The organism is Photobacterium sp. J15 (genome assembly GCF_963870815.1).
Lineage (GTDB): Bacteria > Pseudomonadota > Gammaproteobacteria > Enterobacterales > Vibrionaceae > Photobacterium > Photobacterium marinum.
The window spans coordinates 1038932-1060212 of record NZ_CAWMUI010000001.1; the positions used below are offsets into that span (position 1 = coordinate 1038932).

Annotated in this window: 22 protein-coding genes; 15 read left to right on the forward strand and 7 right to left on the reverse strand. The window is 47.0% G+C overall.

All coding sequences use genetic code 11. From position 1 onward, the window contains the following. Positions 1–207: 207 nt before the first annotated feature. Genes AACQ93_RS05095 through AACQ93_RS05105 form a run of 3 tightly spaced genes read left to right on the forward strand, consistent with a single transcriptional unit; the run spans position 208 to position 2950 of the window. Complete coding sequence (locus AACQ93_RS05095; protein WP_007461754.1) at positions 208–435, forward strand: FeoA family protein; 228 nt, start codon at positions 208–210, stop codon at positions 433–435. Then, a complete protein-coding gene (feoB, locus tag AACQ93_RS05100) occupies positions 435–2711 on the forward strand; it encodes a Fe(2+) transporter permease subunit FeoB (RefSeq protein ID WP_064602630.1) in 2277 nt (758 codons plus the stop codon). The genes AACQ93_RS05095 and feoB overlap by 1 nt, the downstream gene beginning before the upstream one ends. Further along, on the forward strand, positions 2708–2950 hold the full coding sequence (locus AACQ93_RS05105) for a FeoC-like transcriptional regulator (protein ID WP_064602636.1): 243 nt from the start codon (positions 2708–2710) through the stop codon (positions 2948–2950). The genes feoB and AACQ93_RS05105 overlap by 4 nt, the downstream gene beginning before the upstream one ends. An 83-nt stretch (positions 2951–3033) precedes the next feature. Here the strand turns inward: AACQ93_RS05105 and AACQ93_RS05110 are convergent, their stop codons facing one another. Next, complete coding sequence (locus AACQ93_RS05110) at positions 3034–3465, reverse strand: HIT domain-containing protein (RefSeq protein WP_064602637.1); 432 nt, start codon at positions 3463–3465, stop codon at positions 3034–3036. Between the two features lie 250 nt (positions 3466–3715). Between AACQ93_RS05110 and AACQ93_RS05115 the strand changes: the two genes are divergently transcribed. Next, positions 3716–4321, forward strand: a complete 606-nt coding sequence (locus AACQ93_RS05115) for a DUF924 family protein (RefSeq protein ID WP_064602639.1) — start codon at positions 3716–3718, stop codon at positions 4319–4321. 130 nt (positions 4322–4451) lie between these two features. On the opposite strand, the gene AACQ93_RS05120 is transcribed toward AACQ93_RS05115, so the two are convergent. Next, positions 4452–5471, reverse strand: a complete 1020-nt coding sequence (locus AACQ93_RS05120) for a GGDEF domain-containing protein (RefSeq protein WP_064602641.1) — start codon at positions 5469–5471, stop codon at positions 4452–4454. A gap of 252 nt (positions 5472–5723) precedes the next feature. Next, positions 5724–7454, reverse strand: coding sequence for an arginine--tRNA ligase (argS, locus tag AACQ93_RS05125; protein ID WP_064602643.1), 1731 nt, complete (start codon positions 7452–7454; stop codon positions 5724–5726). Positions 7455–7889: 435 nt separating this feature from the next. Between argS and AACQ93_RS05130 the strand changes: the two genes are divergently transcribed. After that, complete coding sequence (locus AACQ93_RS05130) at positions 7890–8474, forward strand: VOC family protein (RefSeq protein ID WP_064606506.1); 585 nt, start codon at positions 7890–7892, stop codon at positions 8472–8474. Between the two features lie 58 nt (positions 8475–8532). On the opposite strand, the gene purU is transcribed toward AACQ93_RS05130, so the two are convergent. Further along, positions 8533–9372, reverse strand: coding sequence for a formyltetrahydrofolate deformylase (gene purU / locus AACQ93_RS05135; RefSeq protein ID WP_198160094.1), 840 nt, complete (start codon positions 9370–9372; stop codon positions 8533–8535). Positions 9373–9510: 138 nt separating this feature from the next. Here purU and AACQ93_RS05140 point away from each other — a divergent pair, with 138 nt between their 5' ends. The 8 genes from AACQ93_RS05140 to rnd all read left to right on the forward strand — a co-directional run bounded on the left by AACQ93_RS05140 (position 9511) and on the right by rnd (position 17750). Next, on the forward strand, positions 9511–9987 hold the full coding sequence (locus tag AACQ93_RS05140) for a group I truncated hemoglobin (RefSeq protein ID WP_064602645.1): 477 nt from the start codon (positions 9511–9513) through the stop codon (positions 9985–9987). A 117-nt stretch (positions 9988–10104) separates the two neighbouring features. After that, positions 10105–12063 (forward strand): ATP-dependent DNA helicase, encoded by a 1959-nt coding sequence (locus AACQ93_RS05145; protein WP_064602647.1) that lies wholly within the window; start codon positions 10105–10107, stop codon positions 12061–12063. Next, entirely contained in the window at positions 12064–12768 is a 705-nt protein-coding gene (gene tsaB / locus AACQ93_RS05150; RefSeq protein WP_064602649.1) for a tRNA (adenosine(37)-N6)-threonylcarbamoyltransferase complex dimerization subunit type 1 TsaB, read from the forward strand. It begins immediately after the preceding gene. 102 nt (positions 12769–12870) lie between these two features. Further along, on the forward strand, positions 12871–13155 hold the full coding sequence (locus AACQ93_RS05155; protein ID WP_064602651.1) for a hypothetical protein: 285 nt from the start codon (positions 12871–12873) through the stop codon (positions 13153–13155). A gap of 68 nt (positions 13156–13223) precedes the next feature. Continuing rightward, on the forward strand, positions 13224–13778 hold the full coding sequence (locus AACQ93_RS05160; protein ID WP_064602653.1) for a Slp family lipoprotein: 555 nt from the start codon (positions 13224–13226) through the stop codon (positions 13776–13778). A gap of 32 nt (positions 13779–13810) precedes the next feature. After that, entirely contained in the window at positions 13811–14728 is a 918-nt protein-coding gene (locus AACQ93_RS05165) for an alpha/beta hydrolase (protein WP_232323285.1), read from the forward strand. A gap of 117 nt (positions 14729–14845) precedes the next feature. Then, entirely contained in the window at positions 14846–16531 is a 1686-nt protein-coding gene (fadD, locus tag AACQ93_RS05170) for a long-chain-fatty-acid--CoA ligase FadD (protein ID WP_064602656.1), read from the forward strand. A 97-nt stretch (positions 16532–16628) separates the two neighbouring features. After that, positions 16629–17750 carry a ribonuclease D gene (gene rnd, locus AACQ93_RS05175; RefSeq protein ID WP_036798473.1) on the forward strand — a complete coding sequence of 374 codons (1122 nt, stop codon included), beginning with the start codon at positions 16629–16631 and terminating at the stop codon, positions 17748–17750. 81 nt (positions 17751–17831) lie between these two features. Here rnd and minE read toward each other — a convergent pair whose 3' ends face one another. From minE to minC, 3 genes are read right to left on the reverse strand one after another with little or no spacing between them, the layout of a single operon-like run. After that, positions 17832–18101, reverse strand: coding sequence for a cell division topological specificity factor MinE (minE, locus tag AACQ93_RS05180; RefSeq protein ID WP_007461788.1), 270 nt, complete (start codon positions 18099–18101; stop codon positions 17832–17834). Between the two features lie 7 nt (positions 18102–18108). Continuing rightward, complete coding sequence (minD, locus tag AACQ93_RS05185) at positions 18109–18921, reverse strand: septum site-determining protein MinD (RefSeq protein ID WP_064602659.1); 813 nt, start codon at positions 18919–18921, stop codon at positions 18109–18111. A gap of 21 nt (positions 18922–18942) precedes the next feature. Continuing rightward, positions 18943–19605, reverse strand: a complete 663-nt coding sequence (gene minC / locus AACQ93_RS05190) for a septum site-determining protein MinC (protein WP_064602660.1) — start codon at positions 19603–19605, stop codon at positions 18943–18945. A 224-nt stretch (positions 19606–19829) separates the two neighbouring features. Here minC and AACQ93_RS05195 point away from each other — a divergent pair, with 224 nt between their 5' ends. Both AACQ93_RS05195 and AACQ93_RS05200 read left to right on the forward strand, forming a co-directional pair. Beyond that, a complete protein-coding gene (locus AACQ93_RS05195) occupies positions 19830–20111 on the forward strand; it encodes a YcgL domain-containing protein (protein WP_064602662.1) in 282 nt (93 codons plus the stop codon). Positions 20112–20120: 9 nt separating this feature from the next. After that, complete coding sequence (locus tag AACQ93_RS05200) at positions 20121–21092, forward strand: lytic murein transglycosylase (RefSeq protein ID WP_064602664.1); 972 nt, start codon at positions 20121–20123, stop codon at positions 21090–21092. The last annotated feature ends 189 nt before the right edge of the window (positions 21093–21281 follow it).

The window sequence follows — 21281 nt, forward strand, 5'->3', positions numbered from 1 at the left end:
GGGAATGTATCGAGAGAGGTGATTTCATCTTGCAGTCATTTAGGCTGGTGGTAAAACAAACAGGTGATTAACAGATTGATACGAAAAAATTGATCGTTTGCTCATTAAACGCACGTGAAAATTGATTTAAAGCAAGATCCATTGTGTTTCAAGGTGTAAGATTGCGAGCGTGAATGCAAATTATTATTATTAAGGTATCAATTTGAGATGAAATTGTCTGATTTGTCGTGCGGTGCCAACGGTATTGTTACCGAAATGTCAGCCCTTCCGTCAGCGACACGGAAGAAGTTAATGGTTATGGGATTGTTACCTAATACTGAGGTAACCGTTATTCGTGTTGCTCCTCTTGGTGACCCGCTTCAGGTGCGAGTGCGTGGTGTTGATATCGCGTTGCGTAAACAAATTGCTGCCAATATTGAAGTGGAGACACGTTAATGGAATACAACATTCTTACTGTTGGTAACCCTAACAGCGGTAAAACAACCCTATTTAACGGTCTGACTGGCGCTAAACAGCAAGTTGGTAACTGGGCTGGTGTAACAGTTGAAAAGAAAACGGGTCACTACCAGTGTGCCGGTGATAATTTTGCCCTGACAGATTTACCTGGTATCTACAACCTTGACAGTGCAAACGACGCAAACAGCCTTGATGAGACAATTGCATCTCGTGCCATTCTAACTATGCCTGCGGATGTAATCATCAACGTTGTTGATGCTACTTGCCTTGAGCGTAGCCTTTATATGACTCTTCAGTTGCGCGAACTAGGCCGTCCGATGATTGTTGTTCTGAACAAGATGGATGCCTTGCAGCGTCAGCGCCAGGTGCTGGATGTGAAAGCACTGGAAAAAGCTCTGGGTTGCCCTGTGGTAACGCTGTCAGCAAATAACATCAAGCAAGTACAGGATTTCAAGTCTCAGCTTCATAAAATGCTTGCTCAGGGTGTAGCAGTAAAAGATCTGACGCTGAATTACGGTGATAAGTTTGAAGCAGCCATCTCTGAGCTTCAGGCAATGTTTAGCAGCGAAACACTGAATGTTCGTGCTCAGGCTATCCGTGTGCTGGAAAATGACACTCTGGTTATCAATAGCCTGAACGAGAGTGATAAAAACAAAGCCTGCAATATCCGCAATAAACTGATGGTTGATATTGACCCTGATGTTCAGGTCGCCGATGTTCGCTATACCTTCCTGCATCAGTTGTGTCAGAAAGTGCGTCGCCAGGAAGGCAAACTAAGCCGTAGCCTGAGTGACAAGATTGACCGTGTACTACTACACCGTGCTTTTGGTATCCCGTTCTTTTTCATCGTTATGTACCTGATGTTCATGTTCTCCATTAACATCGGTAGTGCATTCATCGACTTTTTCGATATCAGTGTTGGCGCTCTGCTAGTAGACGGTGGTCATTACCTGCTGGATGATCATCTGCCTGTATGGCTGGTGACTGTGATTGCTGATGGTATCGGCGGTGGTATCCAGACTGTTGCGACATTTATTCCTGTTATTGCTTGTCTGTACCTGTTCCTGGCAATGCTGGAAAGCTCAGGCTATATGGCCCGTGCCGCTTTTGTTCTTGATAAAGTGATGCAGAAAGTGGGTCTGCCAGGTAAAGCTTTTGTTCCTTTGGTTCTTGGCTTTGGCTGTAATGTACCTTCAATCATGGCGACTCGTACTCTTGAACAAGAGCGTGAGCGTAAGTTGGCTGCAGCGATGGCGCCGTTTATGTCTTGTGGTGCTCGTTTGCCTGTATACGCATTGTTTGCAGCTGCGTTTTTCCCTGAAAGTGGCCAGAATGTCGTATTTGCTCTGTACCTGCTGGGTATTTTCGCGGCGGTTATGACAGGTCTTATTCTACGCAACACCCTGTACCCGGGTTCAAGCGACAGTTTCATCATGGAAATGCCTGACTATGAACTGCCGACAATGCGCAATGTTGGTATCAAGACATGGCAGAAGCTTAAGAAGTTTGTTCTGGGTGCCGGTAAAACCATCGTTGTGGTTGTTGCCTGCCTGAGCTTCCTGAACTCGCTGGGTGCAGATGGTTCATTCGGTAACGAAGACACTGAAAATTCTGTTCTGTCAAAAGCTGCTCAGGTTGTGACCCCGGTTCTGGCTCCTATCGGTGTGAAAGAAGATAACTGGCCGGCGACTGTAGGTATTATCACTGGTATCTTTGCGAAAGAAGCCGTAGTGGGTACGCTGAACAGCCTGTATGCACCTTCTGAAGGTGAAGATGGCGGTGAATATGATCTGATGGCAAGCCTGCAGGAAGCGGTGGAAAGTATTCCTGCGAACCTGGCTGATTTAAGCTACTCAGATCCACTTGGTATCGAAGTGGGTGAGCTGACTGACCTTGATGCAGTAGCTGAAGATCAGGAAGTCGATACATCTGTATTCAGTAATATCCAGGCGCACTTTGTAAGTTCTGCAGCAGCGATGGCGTACCTTGTATTTATTCTGCTGTACACACCTTGTGCGGCGGCAATGGGTGCTTACGTGCGTGAGTTTGGCCAGAAGTTCTCTGTGTTTATTGCCGGTTGGACTATGTTGCTTGCTTACACATTCGCAACTCTGGTTTATCAGGTGGCATTCTTTACTGCACATCCGGTAACCAGCATGATGTGGATTGGCTTCTTTGCTCTGATTAATGCCGCTCTGTTTATTGCCTTTAAGCGCGAAGGTAAGAAGCAAGCTCAAGAGGTGTTGGCACTATGATTCTTCAGCAGCTAAAGCAGTATATTGAGCAGCAAGGGCGTGTCAGCCGAAAAAGTCTTGCTCACCACTTTGGTATGAGTGAAGACGGTGTTGACGCTATGCTGGATGTCTGGGTGCGAAAAGGAGCACTGGGCAGAGAGTTGGTTGGTTGCGGTAAAGAGACTTGTTGCCAGAGTGCAGACGAAGTCTGGTATCGCTGGTTAAAAACCGATGAGCTATCAGTTACTGTGATTCGCTGATGAAGAATGAATAAAAGGGGCAGCCGGAAGGCTGCCTCTTTTTTTTATGCTTGTTTATTGCTGACGGTTTTGTTGTCAGCTTTTTACTCGATAGTCACAAAACCATTCAAGTCGCTGAGTTCTTCGCGTAATTCTTCAGCCAGTGCTTGCTGAACCGCTTCTTCACGCTGAGTGCCGTTCGTGTTGCCCCAGATCGGTCCGGGCCAAGCGATATCATCTTTGAATCTTGCAATATGGTGAACATGAAGTTGAGGTACAAGGTTACCCAGTGCACCGACATTGATTTTGTCAGCCTGGTAGTCGTTTTCCAGCAGAGTGGCAACAGCACTGGATTCTCGCATTAACTGGAATTGCTCATCTTCCGGCAGGTGGTGGATTTCAGTCAGGTTATCTTTGCGTGGGACTAAAATTAACCATGGTCCCAGAGCTTCTTTGGAAAGCAGTACTCGGCATAGAGGCAGGTCACCGAGTACTGTTGTGTCTGCTGCCAATCTCGGATGGAGTGTAAACGGCATAGCTGTATTCCTTAAATGTATAGTGCGGCTCACAGGCTGGAACATTGACCGTTATGAACTGTGAGGGCTGGGTTATGCTGGTCTTATCACAGTAGGATCAGCATTGGGATCCTGTCATGGTAATACCAATTCCAATAAAGGCCAGTAGAGATTACAGCATCAGGGCCGGATTATCAGGCATTCATTATTCGGTTGCGTTGAATTATCGAGAGGAAGCTGGATCAGCGGTAAGCGTGTGAGGGGGAAAGATATGGTTGCAGAGTATCAGGAAGTTTTGGATTTTTGGTTTGGCGAGCTTGGTGAAGAGGTGACAACTACAGACAGGAATGTGTTGTGGTTTCAGGGCGGCGAAGCGACCGATAAACTCATTGCTGAACGTTTTCAGGCTTTGGTCAGCCAGGCTGGCCGAGGTGAATTGAGCCATTGGGCAAAAGAACCTAAGGGATCATTGGCATTGATTATTCTGCTCGATCAATTCACCCGTAATATTTATCGGGGGCTTAGTGCGGCATTTCGTTATGATTCATTAGCTCTGGCTATTTGCAAAAAAGGGTTGGCCGCTAATCAGGATGAAAAACTCAGCCCGATTGAGCGGGTGTTTTTCTATCTGCCACTGGAGCATTCCGAAGCGGTTGAGGATCAGGAAGAGTGTGTCTTTCGTTTTGATCAGCTGCGCCAGTCTGTATCGCCAGCTCATGCGATTATTTTTGAAGGATTTTACCAGTATGCGGTCAGGCATCATAACGTGGTGAAGCGTTTCGGTAGGTTTCCTCACCGCAATGCAGTACATGGTCGGTTGTCGACCAAAGAAGAGCTTGATTGGTTGCAAAGTGGTGGTGAACGTTTCGGGCAATGAATAACTAGCTGCCAATAGCTTATAAAAGAAAAGCCACCTTATACATTTTTTATGGTGGCTTTTTAGATCTGCTTTGTGGGGTTAGGTGTTGTTTATCACATACACCTTTTAATATTTCTGGTCACAGGACTTAATTGAGAGGCAGAACCCTGTTGCGGCCTAACTGCTTGGCTTTGTTTAGGTAGCTGTCAGCTCGTTCAATAACTTCTTCATATGACTCTTTGACTTGCCGTTCTGCAACACCGAATGAGGCGGTGACTGAGTTGATTCGCTGACCTGATTTTTTATCGAGAACTGAAATTTTCTCAATGCTGCGTCGCAGTGTCTCTGCCTGGTGACGTGCTGATGCCAACATTTTTCCTGGCAGGATAATAATAAATTCTTCGCCGCCGAAGCGGTATGCCTGGGCATTGTCCTGACAAAAAGCATTGAGGCGGTTAGCAACAATTTTCAGTACCTGATCGCCGAGCAGGTGGCCATAGGTGTCATTGAAATTCTTGAACTTATCGATATCCAGGATAATCAGGCTATAAGGGATATTGTTACGTTGATAACCGAGGATATCCCGCTCGAAGGCGCGGCGATTAAGTAGTTTGGTTACTGCGTCTTCATTGGCCGCTTTTTGGCTCTCGCTCAAGGCTTCGCGCAGAGCCATGATTTCATCCTGTGCATTGGTTAATTGATTTTTTAATGAACCAGTCGACAGGCGGATCTGGCTGGATTCTTTGATCAGTTCACGAACCAGCACCATGGTATCAGTGATAGACAGGCCTTCTTTTTCAGCCGATTCCAGCTTGGCAAAGGTATTGTCCAGCGCACCCTGAAAGGTTTCTGTCTCAGACAGCGTATCTGTCATTGAGTGGGACAACTCCTGCATCATTGCGGTCAGGCTTTGCTTGAGCTGTGTCATATCTTTATCTGTCTGGCTGGCCAGGTGTTCCTGATACAGTTGCTCGCACATGGTTGGCGTGCAGTGCCCGACGGCGTCGATATGTTTATCAAGAGCCAGATTGAGTTCAGGGTATTGCTGAGTGGCGTAGGTATACCACAGTGCATAATTAGTAGGAGTTGTCGGTACTTTGTGCTTAATCATCAAAGGTACGGTTTTCTTCAACGTTTCCGTTGATTCCACAAAGTTGTCTTTGCTCATATGTCGTATTCCATTAATTGCCACAAATACCTAAGCAAATTAATAACAACCAGACAAAGCGCTGGTTATTGAGCGAATAAAGCCATATTAACAGTTATCTTCAGCAGGATTAGATGAAATGGTTGGCTTGTTCTCAGGTATCTACTACCAGACTTCACAGATCATGGCGAATAAAAAAGCCTTCTAAGGATACCCTAGAAGGCTTTAAATTATTAGCCCGTAATTAGCTTATTTCATTAAATGAAATAAAAATTACATACGCTCAAGTGTTTCGATACCCAGCAGATCAAGACCTTGTTTGATAGTCTTCGCAGTCAGCAGAGCCAGTTTCAGACGGCTTTGCTTCACTTCTTCTTCTGCGTTCAGGATTGGGCATGCTTCGTAGAAGCTAGAGAACTTACCAGCCAGCTCGAATAGGTAGCTACACATAACGTGTGGGTGACCTTCGCGAGCAACAGTCTGTACCGCTTCTTCGAACTGAAGCAGGGTAGAAAGCAGTGCTTGTTCTTTCTCCTCGTTGATTACAACTGGGTGAGTCAGGTCTGCTTGCTCAACGCCGGCACGCTTGAAGATAGAAGCTACACGAGTGTAAGCGTACTGCATGTATGGTGCAGTGTTACCTTCGAATGCCAGCATGTTGTCCCAGTCGAAGATGTAGTCTGTAGTACGGTGCTTAGATAGGTCAGCGTACTTAACTGCAGCCATTGCTACAGTTTTCGCAATGTTTGCTTTTTCTTCTGCATCTAGCTCAGGGTTCTTCTGCTCGATCAGCTTAGCTGCGCGCTCTTCTGCTTCGTCCAGCAGGTCAGCAAGGCGAACAGTACCACCTGCACGGGTCTTGAACGGACGACCGTCTTTACCCAGCATCATACCAAATGCGTGGTGTTCCAGAGTTACTTCTTCAGGCACGTAACCCGCTTTGCGAACGATAGTCCATGCTTGCATCAGGTGCTGGTGCTGACGTGAGTCGATGAAGTAAAGTACGCGGTCTGCGCCCAGTTCTTCGTAACGGTACTTAGCACAAGCGATGTCAGTGGTGGTGTACAGGAAGCCGCCGTCACGCTTCTGGATGATTACACCCATAGGTTCGCCGTCTTTGTTCTTGTACTCGTCCAGGAATACAACCTGTGCGCCGTCATCTTCTACAGCCAGACCTTTTTCTTTCAGGTCAGCAACGATGCCTGGCAGCATGTCGTTGTACATAGATTCACCCATTACGTTATCACGTGTCAGTGATACGTTCAGGCGATCGTAGTTACGCTGGTTCTGGATCATAGTGACATCAACCAGCTTCTTCCACATTTCAGCGCAGTATTCGTCACCGCCCTGCAGCTTAACTACGTAGTTACGAGCACGTTCTGCGAACTCTGCATCTTCGTCGTAAAGTTTCTTAGATTCACGGTAGAAAGCTTCAAGATCTGACAGCTCCATAGAAACTTCGCCAGATTCTTTCTGAACGCGCTCAAGGTTGGCAATCAGCATACCGAACTGAGTACCCCAGTCACCGATGTGGTTAGCACGAACAACTTTGTGGCCTAGGTGCTCAAGGGTGCGAACAACAGCATCACCGATAATAGTTGAACGCAGGTGGCCTACGTGCATTTCTTTTGCTACGTTTGGTGCAGAGTAGTCAACAACGATTGTCTTCTGCTCTTCTTTAGCAACGCCCAGACGCTCGTCAGCCAGTGCTGCTTCAGCGCGCTCTGCCAGCCATGTTTTGCTCAGGAAGATATTGATGAAACCAGGGCCCGCGATTTCAACTTTTTCCGCGATACCGTCCAGATCAAGAACGTCGATCACTTTCTGTGCGAACTCGCGAGGATTGGTGCCCAGTTTCTTAGCAACGCCCATAACACCGTTAGCCTGGTAGTCACCAAACTGCGCTTTCGCAGACTGTCGAACTGCTGCTGGACTACCTGCTGGTGCGCCTGCGGCTTCTAGAGCCTGAGATACTTTATCGTTAATTAGTGCTTGAATGTTCACACGCTTATCCTTCAAATCATTTGTTACGCTTTGAGCTTGACGCACTAGCGAGGCAATAACGTCACGGTATTCAACAGTTGCTGGGAGCAAAAACCGTCAAAAATAATCACGAACATTGGCAGCGGTAATTTAGGTAAAATTAACGCGGAAAAGGATTACGTGAGTATTTTTGACGGGGCATCCTCTAGAGAAAAGAGGGATTATCTCGAATACGTGCGTTGTATTGCCTTAATAATACCCACAAAATTAGGCCTTTTTGCAACCCGAAAACGTCATTGTTTGCGATTTTTTTTTCGGTTTGGATAGAACGTGAAAATTATGCACAAATCAAGGAGCAACAAGGCTTGTCGTTACACTTTTCAGGGTTACGGAAAACACGAAACTGTGGATAATTATGCGTTTGCTATCCGTCGCAAAAATAACTGGAGAAAAAACATGCAGAAGCTGACTGATGCCGGTCTTCATCCTGAACAAATGCTGGCAAGTTTGCCGGCGTTTCTAACCCGCATTGAAGCATTGGCAAAGGAGATGAACGTCTCTCTTGAATCGTACCAGGCTGATCATATAGCTCTGAGAGTTAATGATTGGACGATGGCGGAAGCATTACATCAGGCCTGGCTGGCTTATGGTGAAGAGTGGTCAAACAATGAAATCAATGGTCGTCCGATCATTGTGATTGGTTTTCATGAGCCTCTGAAGTTGGGTAACTGGACAGTTGAAGCGCTGGAGCTGCCTTATCCGGGCGCGAAGTCTTACCCACAGGAAGGCTGGGAACATATAGAATTTGTGATTCCGGCTGAGGCGAATAATACCGATGAGCTAAAAGTTGTGCTGGACGAGGTTTTGCCAGAGCTGGCGTGGGATGAATTAGCAGAGAAAGGAATTAAGCTGAAAGCCAGTTTACCTTCCGGTGAAAAAGAGCGTTTGCCGAATCCGACTTATGCATTTAAAAAAGACGGAGTCTGTATTAAGTTGCATCCTTGTTCGCTGAAAGCCGTGATTGAGAGCGAAGAAGAATAACGAAATATGATTATAGGCTGCGAGGTACATTGGATATCCCGCAGCCCGGTATAAGATATTACAGGATCACGGTTCTGTTCTGATAAACAAATACCCTGTCATCGAGCACTAAACCTAACGCCTTACTTAATGCCGATTTTTCAACATCACGGCCGGAACGAGCCATGTCGGCCGCACTGAAATTGTGGTCAACATGAATGACGTTCTGAGTGATGATCGGGCCTTCATCCAAATCGTTGGTCACAAAGTGGGCCGTTGCACCAATAATTTTTACCCCGCGCTCGAAAGCCTGGTGATAAGGTTTGGCACCAATAAAGGCCGGCAGGAAGCTGTGGTGGATATTGATAATTTGGTTTGCGAATCGGGCAACAAAGTCTGGCGTCAGGATCCGCATATATTTGGCCAGCACCACATAATCAGGGGAATACTGTTCGACCGTGGCAATCATTTTAGCTTCATGTTCTTCACGGCTGAGGCCTTCATGGCTGATATGGTGGTATGGAATACCGAACTTTTCGACCAGATCGGCCAGTACATCGTAGTTACCCACGACTGCGGCAATCTCTACATTCAGCGTGCCGTCGAACGCTTTGACCAGGATATCACCCAGACAATGTGCTTCCTTGGTCACCATGATCACGATGCGTTTTCGTTCCGAACTGATTAATCGGCGGTGACTGCCTTTCGGTAGCGCACGGTCGAGATCAAACAGAAAGGTTTCGTCATTGAATACCCCTTCAAGTTCGGTTCGCATGAAAAACTGGTCATGGGCGTGATCAACAAACTCATTGTTATGGACAATGTTGAGCTGATGCTTGTAACAAATGTTGGTGATTTTCGAAATCAGACCCATTGCATCCGGGCAATCGGTCAGGAGGGTTTTAGTTTCCATACTCATCCTTGAACTACACTTATATTCCAATCTCTTTTATTTACCGCGTATTTATTTCAGGGTCAAAACATAATTATAAAACCATCATTTCTTTTAGGTGGTCATGAGCTGCTGGTTTCATCAATGAAATTTAGGAGAAAGCTTATGTGGTCTCTACAATTGAAATCTTTTTTATATGCAATGTTGGCGGCGATTTGGTTGGTCGGCTTGAACAATGCATCCGCTCAGGAAAAGGCTGATGATGCCAACTCTTTGTACAGTCGGCTTGGCGGTTTGGCTCCCATTTCTATGGTCGTGAATGACTTTATTGATGTCATCGTGGTGGATGAGTTACTCAATGCAAACCCGGCAATTGACGCTGCCCGTAAAGTAGTACCGGCACCATACCTGAAATATCATGTAACAGCGATGGTTTGTCAGGCGACAGGTGGTCCTTGCCAGTATCATGGGCGCACGATGAAAGCCGCGCATGCTCATCTGAATATTACACAGAAAGAATGGGAGCAGATGGTTGTGTTGCTGAAAGGGGTATTTGATAAATACGAAATTCCGGGTAAGGAACAGCAGGAACTGATGGACATTGTCGACAGCACCCAAGCTGATATCGTGATAAGTAAATAAACTTCGAATTCAGATGCGTGGTGTGCAGGTGAATGATTAATTAATCGTGGTCGCCGCCGGGCAAACTTGGCATAATAGTCAGCCTTTTACTGTATAAATAAACAATAGTTCCTTCGGATGATAGCCAAGTTTTTTGCCGCCGGTGGCGCGCTTGAGAAAGCCATACCCGGATTTCAGGCCCGACAGCCGCAGATTGAAATGGCCGAGGCTGTTTTTGATGCGATTAATACGGAGACCCAGTTGGTGGTTGAGGCGGGCACTGGTACCGGTAAGACATTTGCTTATTTGGTGCCGGCGCTGGTCAGTGGCAAGAAGACCATTATCAGTACTGGTTCGAAAAACTTGCAGGAGCAGCTCTATCACCGGGATCTGCCGTTGATGATGGATGCGCTGGGTTTTACCGGGCGTGTCGCTCTGCTGAAGGGACGGGCCAACTACCTTTGCCTTGATCGTCTGAGCCGTCAGATCACTGAAAGTCATGGTACACATGTCGATCCGACATTATTGAGCCAGCTAGTGAAGATCCGTAGCTGGTCTTCTTCCACCCGAACCGGAGATCTCGGTGAATGTGATGAGATCGCTGAGGACAGCCCGGTGATCCCGACGATCACTTCAACGAACGACAACTGTATGGGCAAAGATTGCCCGTCATACGAAGATTGTTTTGTTGTCAAAGCCCGTCGCAAAGCGATGGAAGCGGATGTAGTTGTCGTTAACCATCACCTTTTCCTGGCTGATTTAGCGATTAAGGAAACTGGTTTTGGGGAGTTGATCCCGGAAGCTGAAGTATTTGTTTTCGATGAAGCCCACCAGATGCCAGATATTGCCAGTCAGTATTTCGGACAGAGCCTGACCAGCCGTCAGATCCAGGAATTGGCAAAAGATATCGAGATTGGTTATCGCACTGAAGCGAAGGATATGCGTCAGCTTCAGAAAACTGCCGACAGGTTATCCCAGGCTGCTTCTGATTTACGGATTGTAATGGGTGAGCCCGGTTTTCGTGGTAACTGGCGGGAGGCCATCAAGAGTCCGGCGATTGAGCGCGAACTGACCCGCCTCAATGATGCTTTCGATTTAGCGCATGAGGTACTTAAACTGGCACTTGGTCGCAGTCAGTTACTCGATAGCGCTTTTGAGCGAACGACGCTGCTCAGAGCCCGGTTGGAACGGCTGTGTGATACGTCGATCACCGGTTATTCATACTGGTATGAATGTACGCCACGCCATTTCGGCTTGCATATAACACCTCTTTCCGTGGCGGAGAAATTCCGTGAGCAGATCCAACAGCAGCAGGGAGCTTGGATTTTCACCTCTGCGACTCTGGCTGTTGATGATGATTTCAGCCACTTCAGTAATCGCCTGGGGCTTGAGCCTAAGCGACAGTTCTCGCTGGAAAGTCCTTTCGATTATCAGCAGCAGGCTTTGCTGTGTGTTCCCCGTTTTTTGCCTGAGCCAAACAGTTTCGGGACGGCTGACCGACTGGTTGATATGCTGGCACCGGTTATTGAAGGCAACAACGGCCGCTGTTTCTTCCTGTGTACTTCTCATCAGATGGTGCGTGATCTTGCTGAAGGCTTCCGGGCCAAACTAGATTTACCAGTACTGGTGCAGGGGGAAACCACCAAACAGAAGCTGCTGGCAGAATACCTTGAACGAGGTAATGCGCTGCTTATTGCAACAGGTGCGTTCTGGGAAGGCGTTGATGTTAGAGGACAAGCACTGAGCTGTGTTATTATCGATAAATTACCTTTTACTGCACCGGATGATCCGTTGCTAAAAGCACGAATTGAAGATTGCCGCCTGCGTGGTGGCGATCCGTTTTCGCAAGTTCAGATACCTGATGCGGTGATCACCCTGAAGCAGGGGGTTGGCCGCCTGATCCGCGATAAGCAGGATAAAGGGGTTCTGGTAATTTGCGATAATCGTTTGGTTACGCGCCACTATGGCGCTGTATTTTTAAGAAGCCTGCCACCGATCCCGAGAACAAGGGATTTAATTGGTGTCGGGCAGTTTTTGTCTGCGGTGAACGGCAAACAAGAGCCGGTTCACAGTGATGACCAGCATTCAGAGGCTTGAATGAGCACCAAAATTCTTGCAGTTGATACTGCAACCGAGAACTGTTCTGTTGCCTTATTGGTAGGCGATGAAGTGATTTCCCGTTGTGAGTACGCGCCGCGTGAACACACAACTAAAATTTTGCCTATGGTTGATACCGTTCTGGCAGAAGGCGGCCTGAAACTGAAGCAGCTTGATGCATTGGCATTCGGCCGTGGTCCGGGCAGCTTTACCGGTGTTCGTATCGGTATTGGTATTGCGCAGGGGCTGGCGTTTGGCGCTGATTTGCCAATGCTCGGCGTGTCAACTTTGGCTGCTATGGCACAGGGAACTTACCGTACCCACCAGGCAGAACAGGTGTTGACTGCTATTGATGCTCGCATGGGTGAAGTTTACTGGGGGCAATACCAGCGCAAAGCTGACGGTGACTGGCAGGTTATCGGTGGTGAGCAGGTGATTCAGCCAGAATCTCTGGTCAGCCAGTTTGAGGCTACTGATAGTGGTCTTTGGTTAACTGCTGGTACAGGATGGGAAAGTTATGCTGAACCTCTAGCTCAGCTAAAGGTCAAAATGGAAAAAGGGACTGTTTTGTATCCGGATTCTCAGGATATGGTTCACTTGGCCAAGTATGCTTTCGCTCGTGGTGAAATGGTTGAGGCTGAACAAGCTAGTCCAGTTTACCTGCGCGATACGGTAACCTGGAAAAAGCTGCCGGGCCGTGAGTAGTCTTTGGTATAAGAGAGTGGTTATTAAGAACTTATTCTTGAACGATAGTTAGTTTTTGATAAATAGTGAGTTGGTGTTTTTCGCCCTGACAGGTATTTGAGTATGGTTTCGATTCAGCGCTTACCTTCATCGATACAATCGTCATCGCCGAAACCTCGGGTTCAAAAACCAGAGGCGACGCCGGTTACGCCGCAGCCGACCGTGGTGGCAAAGGCTGTGGCTAGTACTGTCCGGGATCCGGAAGTTATTAAAGAAGCCCACTCTCGGATTCAATATGACCAGCCTGAGGGTAAAAGCCGCCAGGCTGTCGATTCCTACATGGGAGTAATGCACCACGCCCGCAAGGAAGAACTGTCTTCTCTGGTCGGTGTGGATGTTTACGTCTGATTGCTTTTCTGACCTTCACTTTGGCTGAGCCTTTGTGCGTATATTGAGCAATTGTTCAGGAGTATCTGATGTTTAGGACGCTATTCCTTGGGCTGTTTGCTGTCTTTGTGGTAGGCTGCGCTAACGTGCCAGAAAGCCTGCAAACCCAGTCTGAAAATCCAATAACCGACTATCGACAAATTGCAACTGAGACCAAACAGGTACAGGGGCAGGAAGTTCGGGTTGGGGGCATTATTGCTGCTGTTACTAACCTTGAAGAGCATACCCGGATTGAGGTTGTCAGTTTGCCTTTAACCAAAGATGGCAGGCCGATTCTTGATAAGAAACCACAGGGACGCTTTGTCGGTTACATTGACGGTTTTCTTGAACCGATGGAATACCGGCCAGGTCGTTTGCTGACTGTGGTTGGACGGGTAAGTGGTAGTGAGCAGGGAACTGTCGGTGAATTTAAATACCAGTTCCCGGTTATTAAGGTATCCGGTGATCAGCTTTGGCAGATCAAGCAGGAAATCTGGCTCGATGATTTCGAACGAAACTTTAACTGTGTCGGTCTTCGTTGTCCGGTAAGCAGTTACGGCATTGGCTTTACTCGCGGAGAAGTTACCCAGCGGGTAACCAAATAAACTTGTAGTTCTGTATCGAGCGAGAGAGTTCTGTGTCGGGCGTAATGTACAACACCTATTTCCAGCTGGTGGAAATAAAGTTGGCTGGTCTGTGTTCATTTCAGCATCAGGGCGGGGTGGTAAAGCCATCTGCGCCTTTGTCTTATTTGCAAGCAACCAAGCCTTTTTTAGTCTTTCTGCATGGCTGGCAGGATAATGCGGCCAGCTTTGACGGGCTTTTTCCGCTATTAGCTAAGTACTATCACCTGATTGCGATTGACTGGCCGGGCCATGGTCTTTCTCAGCCGAGGGGAATAGATAATTACTATTACTTCTTTGACTATGTCGATGACCTCAATCAGTTTATTGCGATGCTTCCTGCCGATGAGGTGTTGCTTGTCGGCCACTCGCTAGGGGCTCTGGTTGCCGGCAGTTATGCTGCAGCTTTTCCGGAAAAGGTTAAAGGGCTGGTCATGATAGAAGGTTTGGCACCTCTTCATGAATCACCGGAAAATGTCGCTAAAAGATTGCGTGATGGTATAGGCAGCCGGCAGCGTTATCGCCAGCGTGCTGAGCTGCGGGCAGCAAGGTATATGCAGTCTTTTCAGGAAGCTCTGGAGTTGCGTTGTGCTGTTAACCGTTTATCACCGGAGCAATTGACGCCTCTGGTTGAACGTGCGACTTATCAGGATGGCCAGCAATGGTACTGGCGTCATGATAACAGGCTGCGTTGTGATTCTCTCTATCGTATGGCTCATGATCATGCTAGGGCATTAATGACTGAAATTCAGTGTCCGGTGTTATCGATAGTGGGAAATCGCGGATTTAAAGAACTTAAGCAACCCGAGGCCGGGCGTCTCTGGTTGCATGACAGCACTCAGGTTGAAGTCGATGGTGGCCATCACTGCCATATTGAAAGCCCGAGTGCTGTGTGCGAACACATTATTGTGTTCGGCTCTGAATTTAAATAACGGTTCAAATTCGTTATTTATGTTTGTTAACTGTGCTTTAGTGGCGGCGGCAAACGTTAGTTGTACCCCAAAGCAGTAATTACTGACCTCAGGTCAGAAAAAGAAGGAGAGTGCAAAGTGGATAAGGTTTGGCTTAACCGCTATCCGGAAGATGTACCGGCAGAAATCAACCCGGATCAATATCCGTCGCTGGTTGAAATGTTCGAGCAATCTGTTCAGAAATATGCAGATCAGACAGCATTTATCAATATGGGGCAGGTGATGACCTTCCGCAAACTGGAAGAGCGTAGCCGTGCATTTGCTGCTTATCTGCAAAACGAGCTTAAGCTGCAGAAAGGTGACCGCGTTGCAGTGATGATGCCTAATCTGCTGCAATACCCGATTGCTCTGTTCGGTATCCTTCGTGCCGGTTGTGTGGTGGTTAACGTTAACCCGCTATATACCCCGCGCGAACTGGAACATCAGTTGAATGACTCCGGCGCTAAAGCGATCGTGATCGTGTCCAACTTTGCCCATACTCTGGAATCTATCGTTAAGAATACCTGTGTTGAGCATGTTGTTCTTACACGCCTGGGTGATCAGCTTGCCCGTCCGAAAGGCACACTGGTTAACTTTGTTGTCAAATATATTAAGAAGATGGTGCCGAAGTACCACCTTCCTCACGCGACCTCTATGCGTTCAGCGCTGCGCAAAGGCCGTCGGATGCAATACGTTAAACCGTTTATGGCCGGTGATGACACGGCATTTCTGCAGTACACCGGTGGTACAACAGGTGTGGCAAAAGGTGCTGAGCTGACTCATCGAAATATGCTGGCTAATGTGATGCAGGCCAAAGGGGCTTATAGTCCGGTTCTGACTGAAGGTCGTGAGCTGATTGTGACTGCATTGCCGCTGTATCACGTGTTTGCACTGACGGTGAACTGCCTGCTGTTCATTGAAATGGGTGGTCGCAATCTGCTTATCACCAACCCGCGTGATATCCCTACTTTTGTAAAAGAGCTGCAGCGTTACCCGTTTACCGCGCTGACCGGGGTAAACACCCTTTTCAATGCCCTGGTGAACAATGAAGATTTCCACGAGCTGGATTTCAGCAACCTGCACCTATCTGTTGGTGGTGGTATGGCGGTACAGCGTGCCGTTGCTGAGAAGTGGAAACAAATTACCGGTAATTACCTGCTGGAAGGTTACGGCCTGACAGAATGTTCGCCGTTGGTGGCGGCGTACCCGTATGATCTGGTGGATTACAATGGTTCTATCGGCCTGCCTGTTCCTTCTACAGAAGTACGCATCGTTGATGAAGAAGGCAACGTGCTGGCAAATGATCAAACTGGTGAACTTCAGGTTCGCGGTCCTCAGGTTATGAAGGGCTACTGGCAGCGTCCGGAAGCGACAAAAGAAGTACTGACCGATGATGGCTGGCTGTCAACCGGCGATATTGTTTGCTTCGATGATGAGGGCTTCCTGCATATTGTCGATCGTAAGAAAGACATGATCCTGGTTTCTGGTTTCAACGTGTACCCGAACGAGATCGAAGATGTTGTTGCTCTTCATAACAAAGTGTTGGAAGTTGCTGCTATCGGTCAACCTCATGAAGTTTCCGGTGAAGTGGTGAAGGTTTGCGTAGTGAAGAGCGATCCGAGCCTGACCCGTGAAGAACTGATCATGCATTGCCGTGAACACTTGACCGGCTATAAAGTGCCAAAGGTTGTGGAGTTCCGTGACGAGTTACCAAAGACCAATGTTGGTAAAATTTTGCGCCGAGCGTTGCGTGAAGAGTCAGATAAGAAGGCTCAACAAGCATAACCAGTTAAATCAGGTTACAATGTGGTGAATAATGAGTGCCGGCGTTATGCCGGCACTTTGTTTCGACCAGTCAGGTCGTCCAAATAAAAGGTTTGCTGTGAATTTTGAAATCGTAACAACAACCGAGCGACTGGATGTCGTATGTGAGCATGCCCGAACGAAATCGGCAGTGATGCTTGATACTGAATTTGTCCGTACCAGGACACTGTACCCGAAACTGGGACTTATCCAGTTGTTTGATGGTGACAGCCTGGTATTGATTGATCCGTTGGCTATCGACGATCTTGAACCTTTATGGGCTCTGCTGCGTGATCAGTCGGTCATCAAAGTGCTTCATGCCTGCGGTGAAGACCTGGAAGTGTTCCAGCATTATGCCGGTTGTCTGCCGGTACCTATGCTGGATACACAGGTGATGGCATCTTTCCTTGGTTACGGTGTTTCTGCTGGTTTCGGAACTCTGGTTAATGACTTTCTTGGTATTGAGCTGGATAAGGGGGAAGCTCGTACTAACTGGTTGGCACGTCCCCTGACCACTAAGCAGCTTGATTATGCGGCAGCGGATGTATTTTACCTTTTACCTCTATATGAAAAGTTATATGAGCAGGTTGAAGCTAAAGGTTGGCTGGATGCACTGAAGCAGGAATGTTCTTCTTTGATGCTCAAGCGTATGAAGCAGGCCGATCCGGAAAAAGCTTACCTGGATATTAAAAATGCCTGGCAGTTAGATCCGAAACAGTTGGCGATTTTGCAGAAAGCGGCTAAGTGGCGAATGCTGGAAGCTCGTAAGCGCGACTTGGCACTGAACTTTATCGTGAAAGAGCTGCACTTGTGGAAGTTGGCGCGTTTCAATATTAAATCCAAAGCGGTAATGGCAAAGGAAGGTTTTGATAGTATGGAAATCCAGCGCCATGCCGGTCGTTTGCTTAAAATGGTTTACGACGTAGACAAGATGTCACCATTGGACTATCCAGAAAAGATTGTCCGCCTTGTTGATTTACCTGGCTACAAGCAACTGGTAAAGCGCATCAAAGATGAAGTCACGAAAGTGGAAGCAGAAACAGGTTTGGCTCCTGAGTTTCTGGCATCGAAAAAACAGGTTAACCAGTTGATCTCATGGGCATGGAAAAAACAAATGCCAGCGGATGACCTGCCGGACATGATGAAAACCTGGCGTAAAGCCTTGTTTGAAGAACGTGTAATGCCACTATTGAAGCGATAGAAAGCGTTTTAGTTTCCTATTCTTTTTGCTCTATATAATAAAGCCCCGGCAGTGCCGGGGCTTTTTAATCGCATCAGCCGATTAGCGGCTGCCTTCTTCTTCAGGCAGGGTAACGTTCAGTTCCAGAACAGAAAGATCTTCTTCTTTCTGGTCCAGGTTTACGCTCACCTGGTCAGGAGTGATTTCGACATATTTGCGGATCACTTCCAGGATATCCTGCTTAAGTTGTGGCAGGTAGCTTGGTTCACCCTGGCCTGCGGAGCGTCTTTCCGCAACGATAATCTGAAGCCTTTCTTTTGCCAGACTCGCAGATGTTGGTTTTTTGGGACGGAAGAATTCTAGCAAAGCCATAGTTGAATTAGCCTCCAAATAGACGTTTCAGGAAGCCTTTTTTCTCTTCCTCTAAGAAACGGAATGGGCGCTCCTCGCCCAGTAAACGACCTACTGTATCTTCGTAAGCCATACCTGCGTCAGAACCTTTATCGAAAATGACAGGTTCACCTTTGTTAGATGCATTCAATACTGCCTGGCTTTCAGGAATCACACCCAGAAGTGGAATGTGCAGGATATCTTCAACATCAACCACACTCAGCATTTCGCCCAGCGTTACACGCGCCGGGTTATAACGGGTAAGTAGCAGGTGAGTTTTGACCGGATCGGCACCGGCTTCTGCACGACGCGACTTTGAATCTAAAATGCCAAGAATACGGTCAGAGTCACGTACTGAAGATACTTCTGGGTTTGTTGTAACAATGGCTTCATCGGCAAAATACAGTGCCATCAGGGCACCGGTTTCAATGCCGGCCGGAGAGTCACAGATAATGAACTCAAAGCCCATTTCATCCATATTTTTCAGTACTTGCTCAACGCCCTCACGAGTCAGTGCATCTTTGTCACGAGTCTGTGAAGCAGGAAGAACAAAAAGGTTATCAACGCGCTTGTCTTTAATCAAAGCCTGATTAAGATTTGCTTCACCGTTGATAACATTAACAAAATCATATACGACACGGCGTTCGCAACCCATAATCAGGTCAAGGTTGCGCAGGCCGATATCAAAATCAATTACTGCTGTTTTTTTGCCGCTTAGCGCCAGGCCCGATGCGATAGCTGCACTGGAAGTTGTTTTACCAACGCCACCTTTGCCCGAGGTAACAACGATAATACGTGCCATCAATTAATTCCTTATCAAACGTTATAGAGCCAGGTGCTCTATGTTTAAATTATTTTCAGCTAGTGAGATAACGACACCTTTACCCCAGAATTCTTCCTGAATTTTATCACTGAGCCAGTAGTTACCTGCAATGGAAATTAGTTCAGATTGCAAGTTATGACAAAAAATTCTGGCTTCCTGTTGCCCGCTGGCCCCGGCAATAGCTCGTCCACGCATGGTTCCATATATATGGATGCAACCGTCAGCAATGACTTCTGCACCGGCACTAACCTGGTTCATGATAATCAGATCACTGTTTTTGGCATAGATTTGTTGTCCGGAACGGACTGGGGTACGGATGATTTTAGTCGGAACCATTACTGGCTCTGCAGCCTTAGCCTGTCGAGCTGCATTCATGATAGCAAAGCCGGCCTCTTTAGCCTGGCTCTGATACTGGGCATTTTTACAGCCACTGATCCCGACAGGGATCATCCCTGCTTCTTGCACCGCCGTTTTCAGCTGGGCGAAATCAATATGGTCATCTGTTTGACTGATGTCGATGACAACGGGTGCAGAGGCAAAAAAGTTTGGCGCCTGATCAACTTTCTCTCGCAGGAAATCGGCTGCCTTTTTTATATCCCCGTCTACGAGGTGCAGGGCTGAGAGCGTAAATGAGCCCCCTTTAAGTTCTGCTGTATTTGCCATACTCAACTCAATGACTGTCGCTAAATTAGCCGTTCAGGTACGTTATCACATAGGTACTTGCATGTTATATTCCTAAGGGTATGACAGCAAGCTATCCTTGCTTTAGCGTTGGAAATTCAGACAAGCATCTCATCTGAACGCCCATTTGATGGTACACAGAGGGAATGATTCTGCATTATTGCGGTCTGAATTAGGTGACAGATTCAACTTACAGGCTATTTTTGATGTTTTGTGCAATTTATAAAAGCCCTAAAAAAGAAAACACGTATCTATATATCAACAACAAAGATGATTTTTCTCAGGTACCGGAAAGCCTGAAGGCCACTTTTGGTACACCGCAGTTTGTTATGGTGTTGAAACTGGATAACGGACGTAAATTAGCGCTGGCTGATGTGGAAAAAGTAAAAGACGCATTGGCAACAGACGGTTTTTATTTGCAGGTACCACCACCGGTGACTAATTTACTTGATGAGTATAAGGCTTCAATGGCCGAGAATAATTCATAAAGGGTAAGTATGCATAAGCGATTGATATCGGCCCTGGTGGCCTTGGGATTAGGGTTCTCGTCTGTAGCTGTGGCTGCAGATAAAGGATTTGACGAATATGTACTTGGGCTGAAGGTTGAAGCCCGTGAAAAAGGAATTTCAGAGTCGATTATCAACTCTGCTTTTGAAGGCATTACATTTGTTGAGCGTGCGGTTAAAGCTGACAAGAACCAGCCTGAGAAGAAATTGACACTGGATGAATATCTTCCTCGGGCTGTACCTGACTGGAAAGTTAAACAGGCAAATGAGCTTTATCGCAAGCATAAAAAGACATTGGATAAAATCGGGCGACAATATGGCGTGCAGCCAAGGTTTATTGTTGCTCTGTGGGGCGTAGAAAGTAATTTTGGCCGCCTGATGGGGAATTATAATGTTGTTGAAGCGCTTTCTACACTGGCTTATGAAGGACGCCGAGAGGCTTTTTTCCGTAATCAGGTAATGGCTGCGCTGCAAATCCTCGATGAAGGACATATCGCACCAAAAGATATGAAAGGTTCATGGGCAGGAGCAATGGGTCAGCCGCAGTTCATGCCGACATCCTTTTTAACTTTTGCTGTTGATGGTAATAATGATGGTCGGATTGATATTTGGCAAACTGAAGCGGATGTATTTGCATCGGCAGCTAATTATCTTAAAAAATCTGGTTGGGATGATGAATATACGTGGGGGCGTCAGGTTAAATTACCTGAGGGTATAAATGATAAGCTGTTTGGCGTAGAGAAGGATAAAAGTCGTTCTCTGGCTGAATGGCAAAAGCTTGGAGTAAGACGAATCAATGGTAAGGCGTTGCCGAAAGTTGATATTCAGGCTTGGCTTATTCAACCCGACGATAATCATGGTAGGGCATACTTAATATATGGAAACTATCAGACATTATTGAAGTGGAATCGCTCTCATTATTTTGCATTAGCGGTCAGCCATCTCGCCGACAGGATTCGATAATTACCCAACGATACAAAGCCAGACATATATGTCTGGCTTTTTTTGTGTCAGTTTTGTATCACTAATTATTTATTCGCCTCATGAATTGTATGAAATTAATCGAGCAGAATGACACTGTTATAGGAGGTTGTAACAGCGCTTTTCAAATAGGGATTAAAGAGTCTTGAGAGCTATAGATGGTGTTTGTGA

Excerpts from the sequence above, each read along its gene's own strand:
- AACQ93_RS05095 (WP_007461754.1), top strand. The coding sequence starts at position 208 with ATGAAATTGTCTGATTTGTCGTGCGGTGCCAACGGTATTGTTACCGAA.
- feoB (WP_064602630.1), top strand. The coding sequence starts at position 435 with ATGGAATACAACATTCTTACTGTTGGTAACCCTAACAGCGGTAAAACA.
- AACQ93_RS05105 (WP_064602636.1), top strand. The coding sequence starts at position 2,708 with ATGATTCTTCAGCAGCTAAAGCAGTATATTGAGCAGCAAGGGCGTGTC.
- AACQ93_RS05110 (WP_064602637.1), bottom strand. The coding sequence starts at position 3,465 with ATGCCGTTTACACTCCATCCGAGATTGGCAGCAGACACAACAGTACTC.
- AACQ93_RS05115 (WP_064602639.1), top strand. The coding sequence starts at position 3,716 with ATGGTTGCAGAGTATCAGGAAGTTTTGGATTTTTGGTTTGGCGAGCTT.
- AACQ93_RS05120 (WP_064602641.1), bottom strand. The coding sequence starts at position 5,471 with ATGAGCAAAGACAACTTTGTGGAATCAACGGAAACGTTGAAGAAAACC.
- AACQ93_RS05130 (WP_064606506.1), top strand. The coding sequence starts at position 7,890 with ATGCAGAAGCTGACTGATGCCGGTCTTCATCCTGAACAAATGCTGGCA.
- purU (WP_198160094.1), bottom strand. The coding sequence starts at position 9,372 with ATGAGTATGGAAACTAAAACCCTCCTGACCGATTGCCCGGATGCAATG.
- AACQ93_RS05140 (WP_064602645.1), top strand. The coding sequence starts at position 9,511 with ATGTGGTCTCTACAATTGAAATCTTTTTTATATGCAATGTTGGCGGCG.
- AACQ93_RS05145 (WP_064602647.1), top strand. The coding sequence starts at position 10,105 with ATGATAGCCAAGTTTTTTGCCGCCGGTGGCGCGCTTGAGAAAGCCATA.
- tsaB (WP_064602649.1), top strand. The coding sequence starts at position 12,064 with ATGAGCACCAAAATTCTTGCAGTTGATACTGCAACCGAGAACTGTTCT.
- AACQ93_RS05155 (WP_064602651.1), top strand. The coding sequence starts at position 12,871 with ATGGTTTCGATTCAGCGCTTACCTTCATCGATACAATCGTCATCGCCG.
- AACQ93_RS05160 (WP_064602653.1), top strand. The coding sequence starts at position 13,224 with ATGTTTAGGACGCTATTCCTTGGGCTGTTTGCTGTCTTTGTGGTAGGC.
- minE (WP_007461788.1), bottom strand. The coding sequence starts at position 18,101 with ATGGCTTTGCTAGAATTCTTCCGTCCCAAAAAACCAACATCTGCGAGT.
- minD (WP_064602659.1), bottom strand. The coding sequence starts at position 18,921 with ATGGCACGTATTATCGTTGTTACCTCGGGCAAAGGTGGCGTTGGTAAA.
- minC (WP_064602660.1), bottom strand. The coding sequence starts at position 19,605 with ATGGCAAATACAGCAGAACTTAAAGGGGGCTCATTTACGCTCTCAGCC.
- AACQ93_RS05195 (WP_064602662.1), top strand. The coding sequence starts at position 19,830 with ATGTTTTGTGCAATTTATAAAAGCCCTAAAAAAGAAAACACGTATCTA.
- AACQ93_RS05200 (WP_064602664.1), top strand. The coding sequence starts at position 20,121 with ATGCATAAGCGATTGATATCGGCCCTGGTGGCCTTGGGATTAGGGTTC.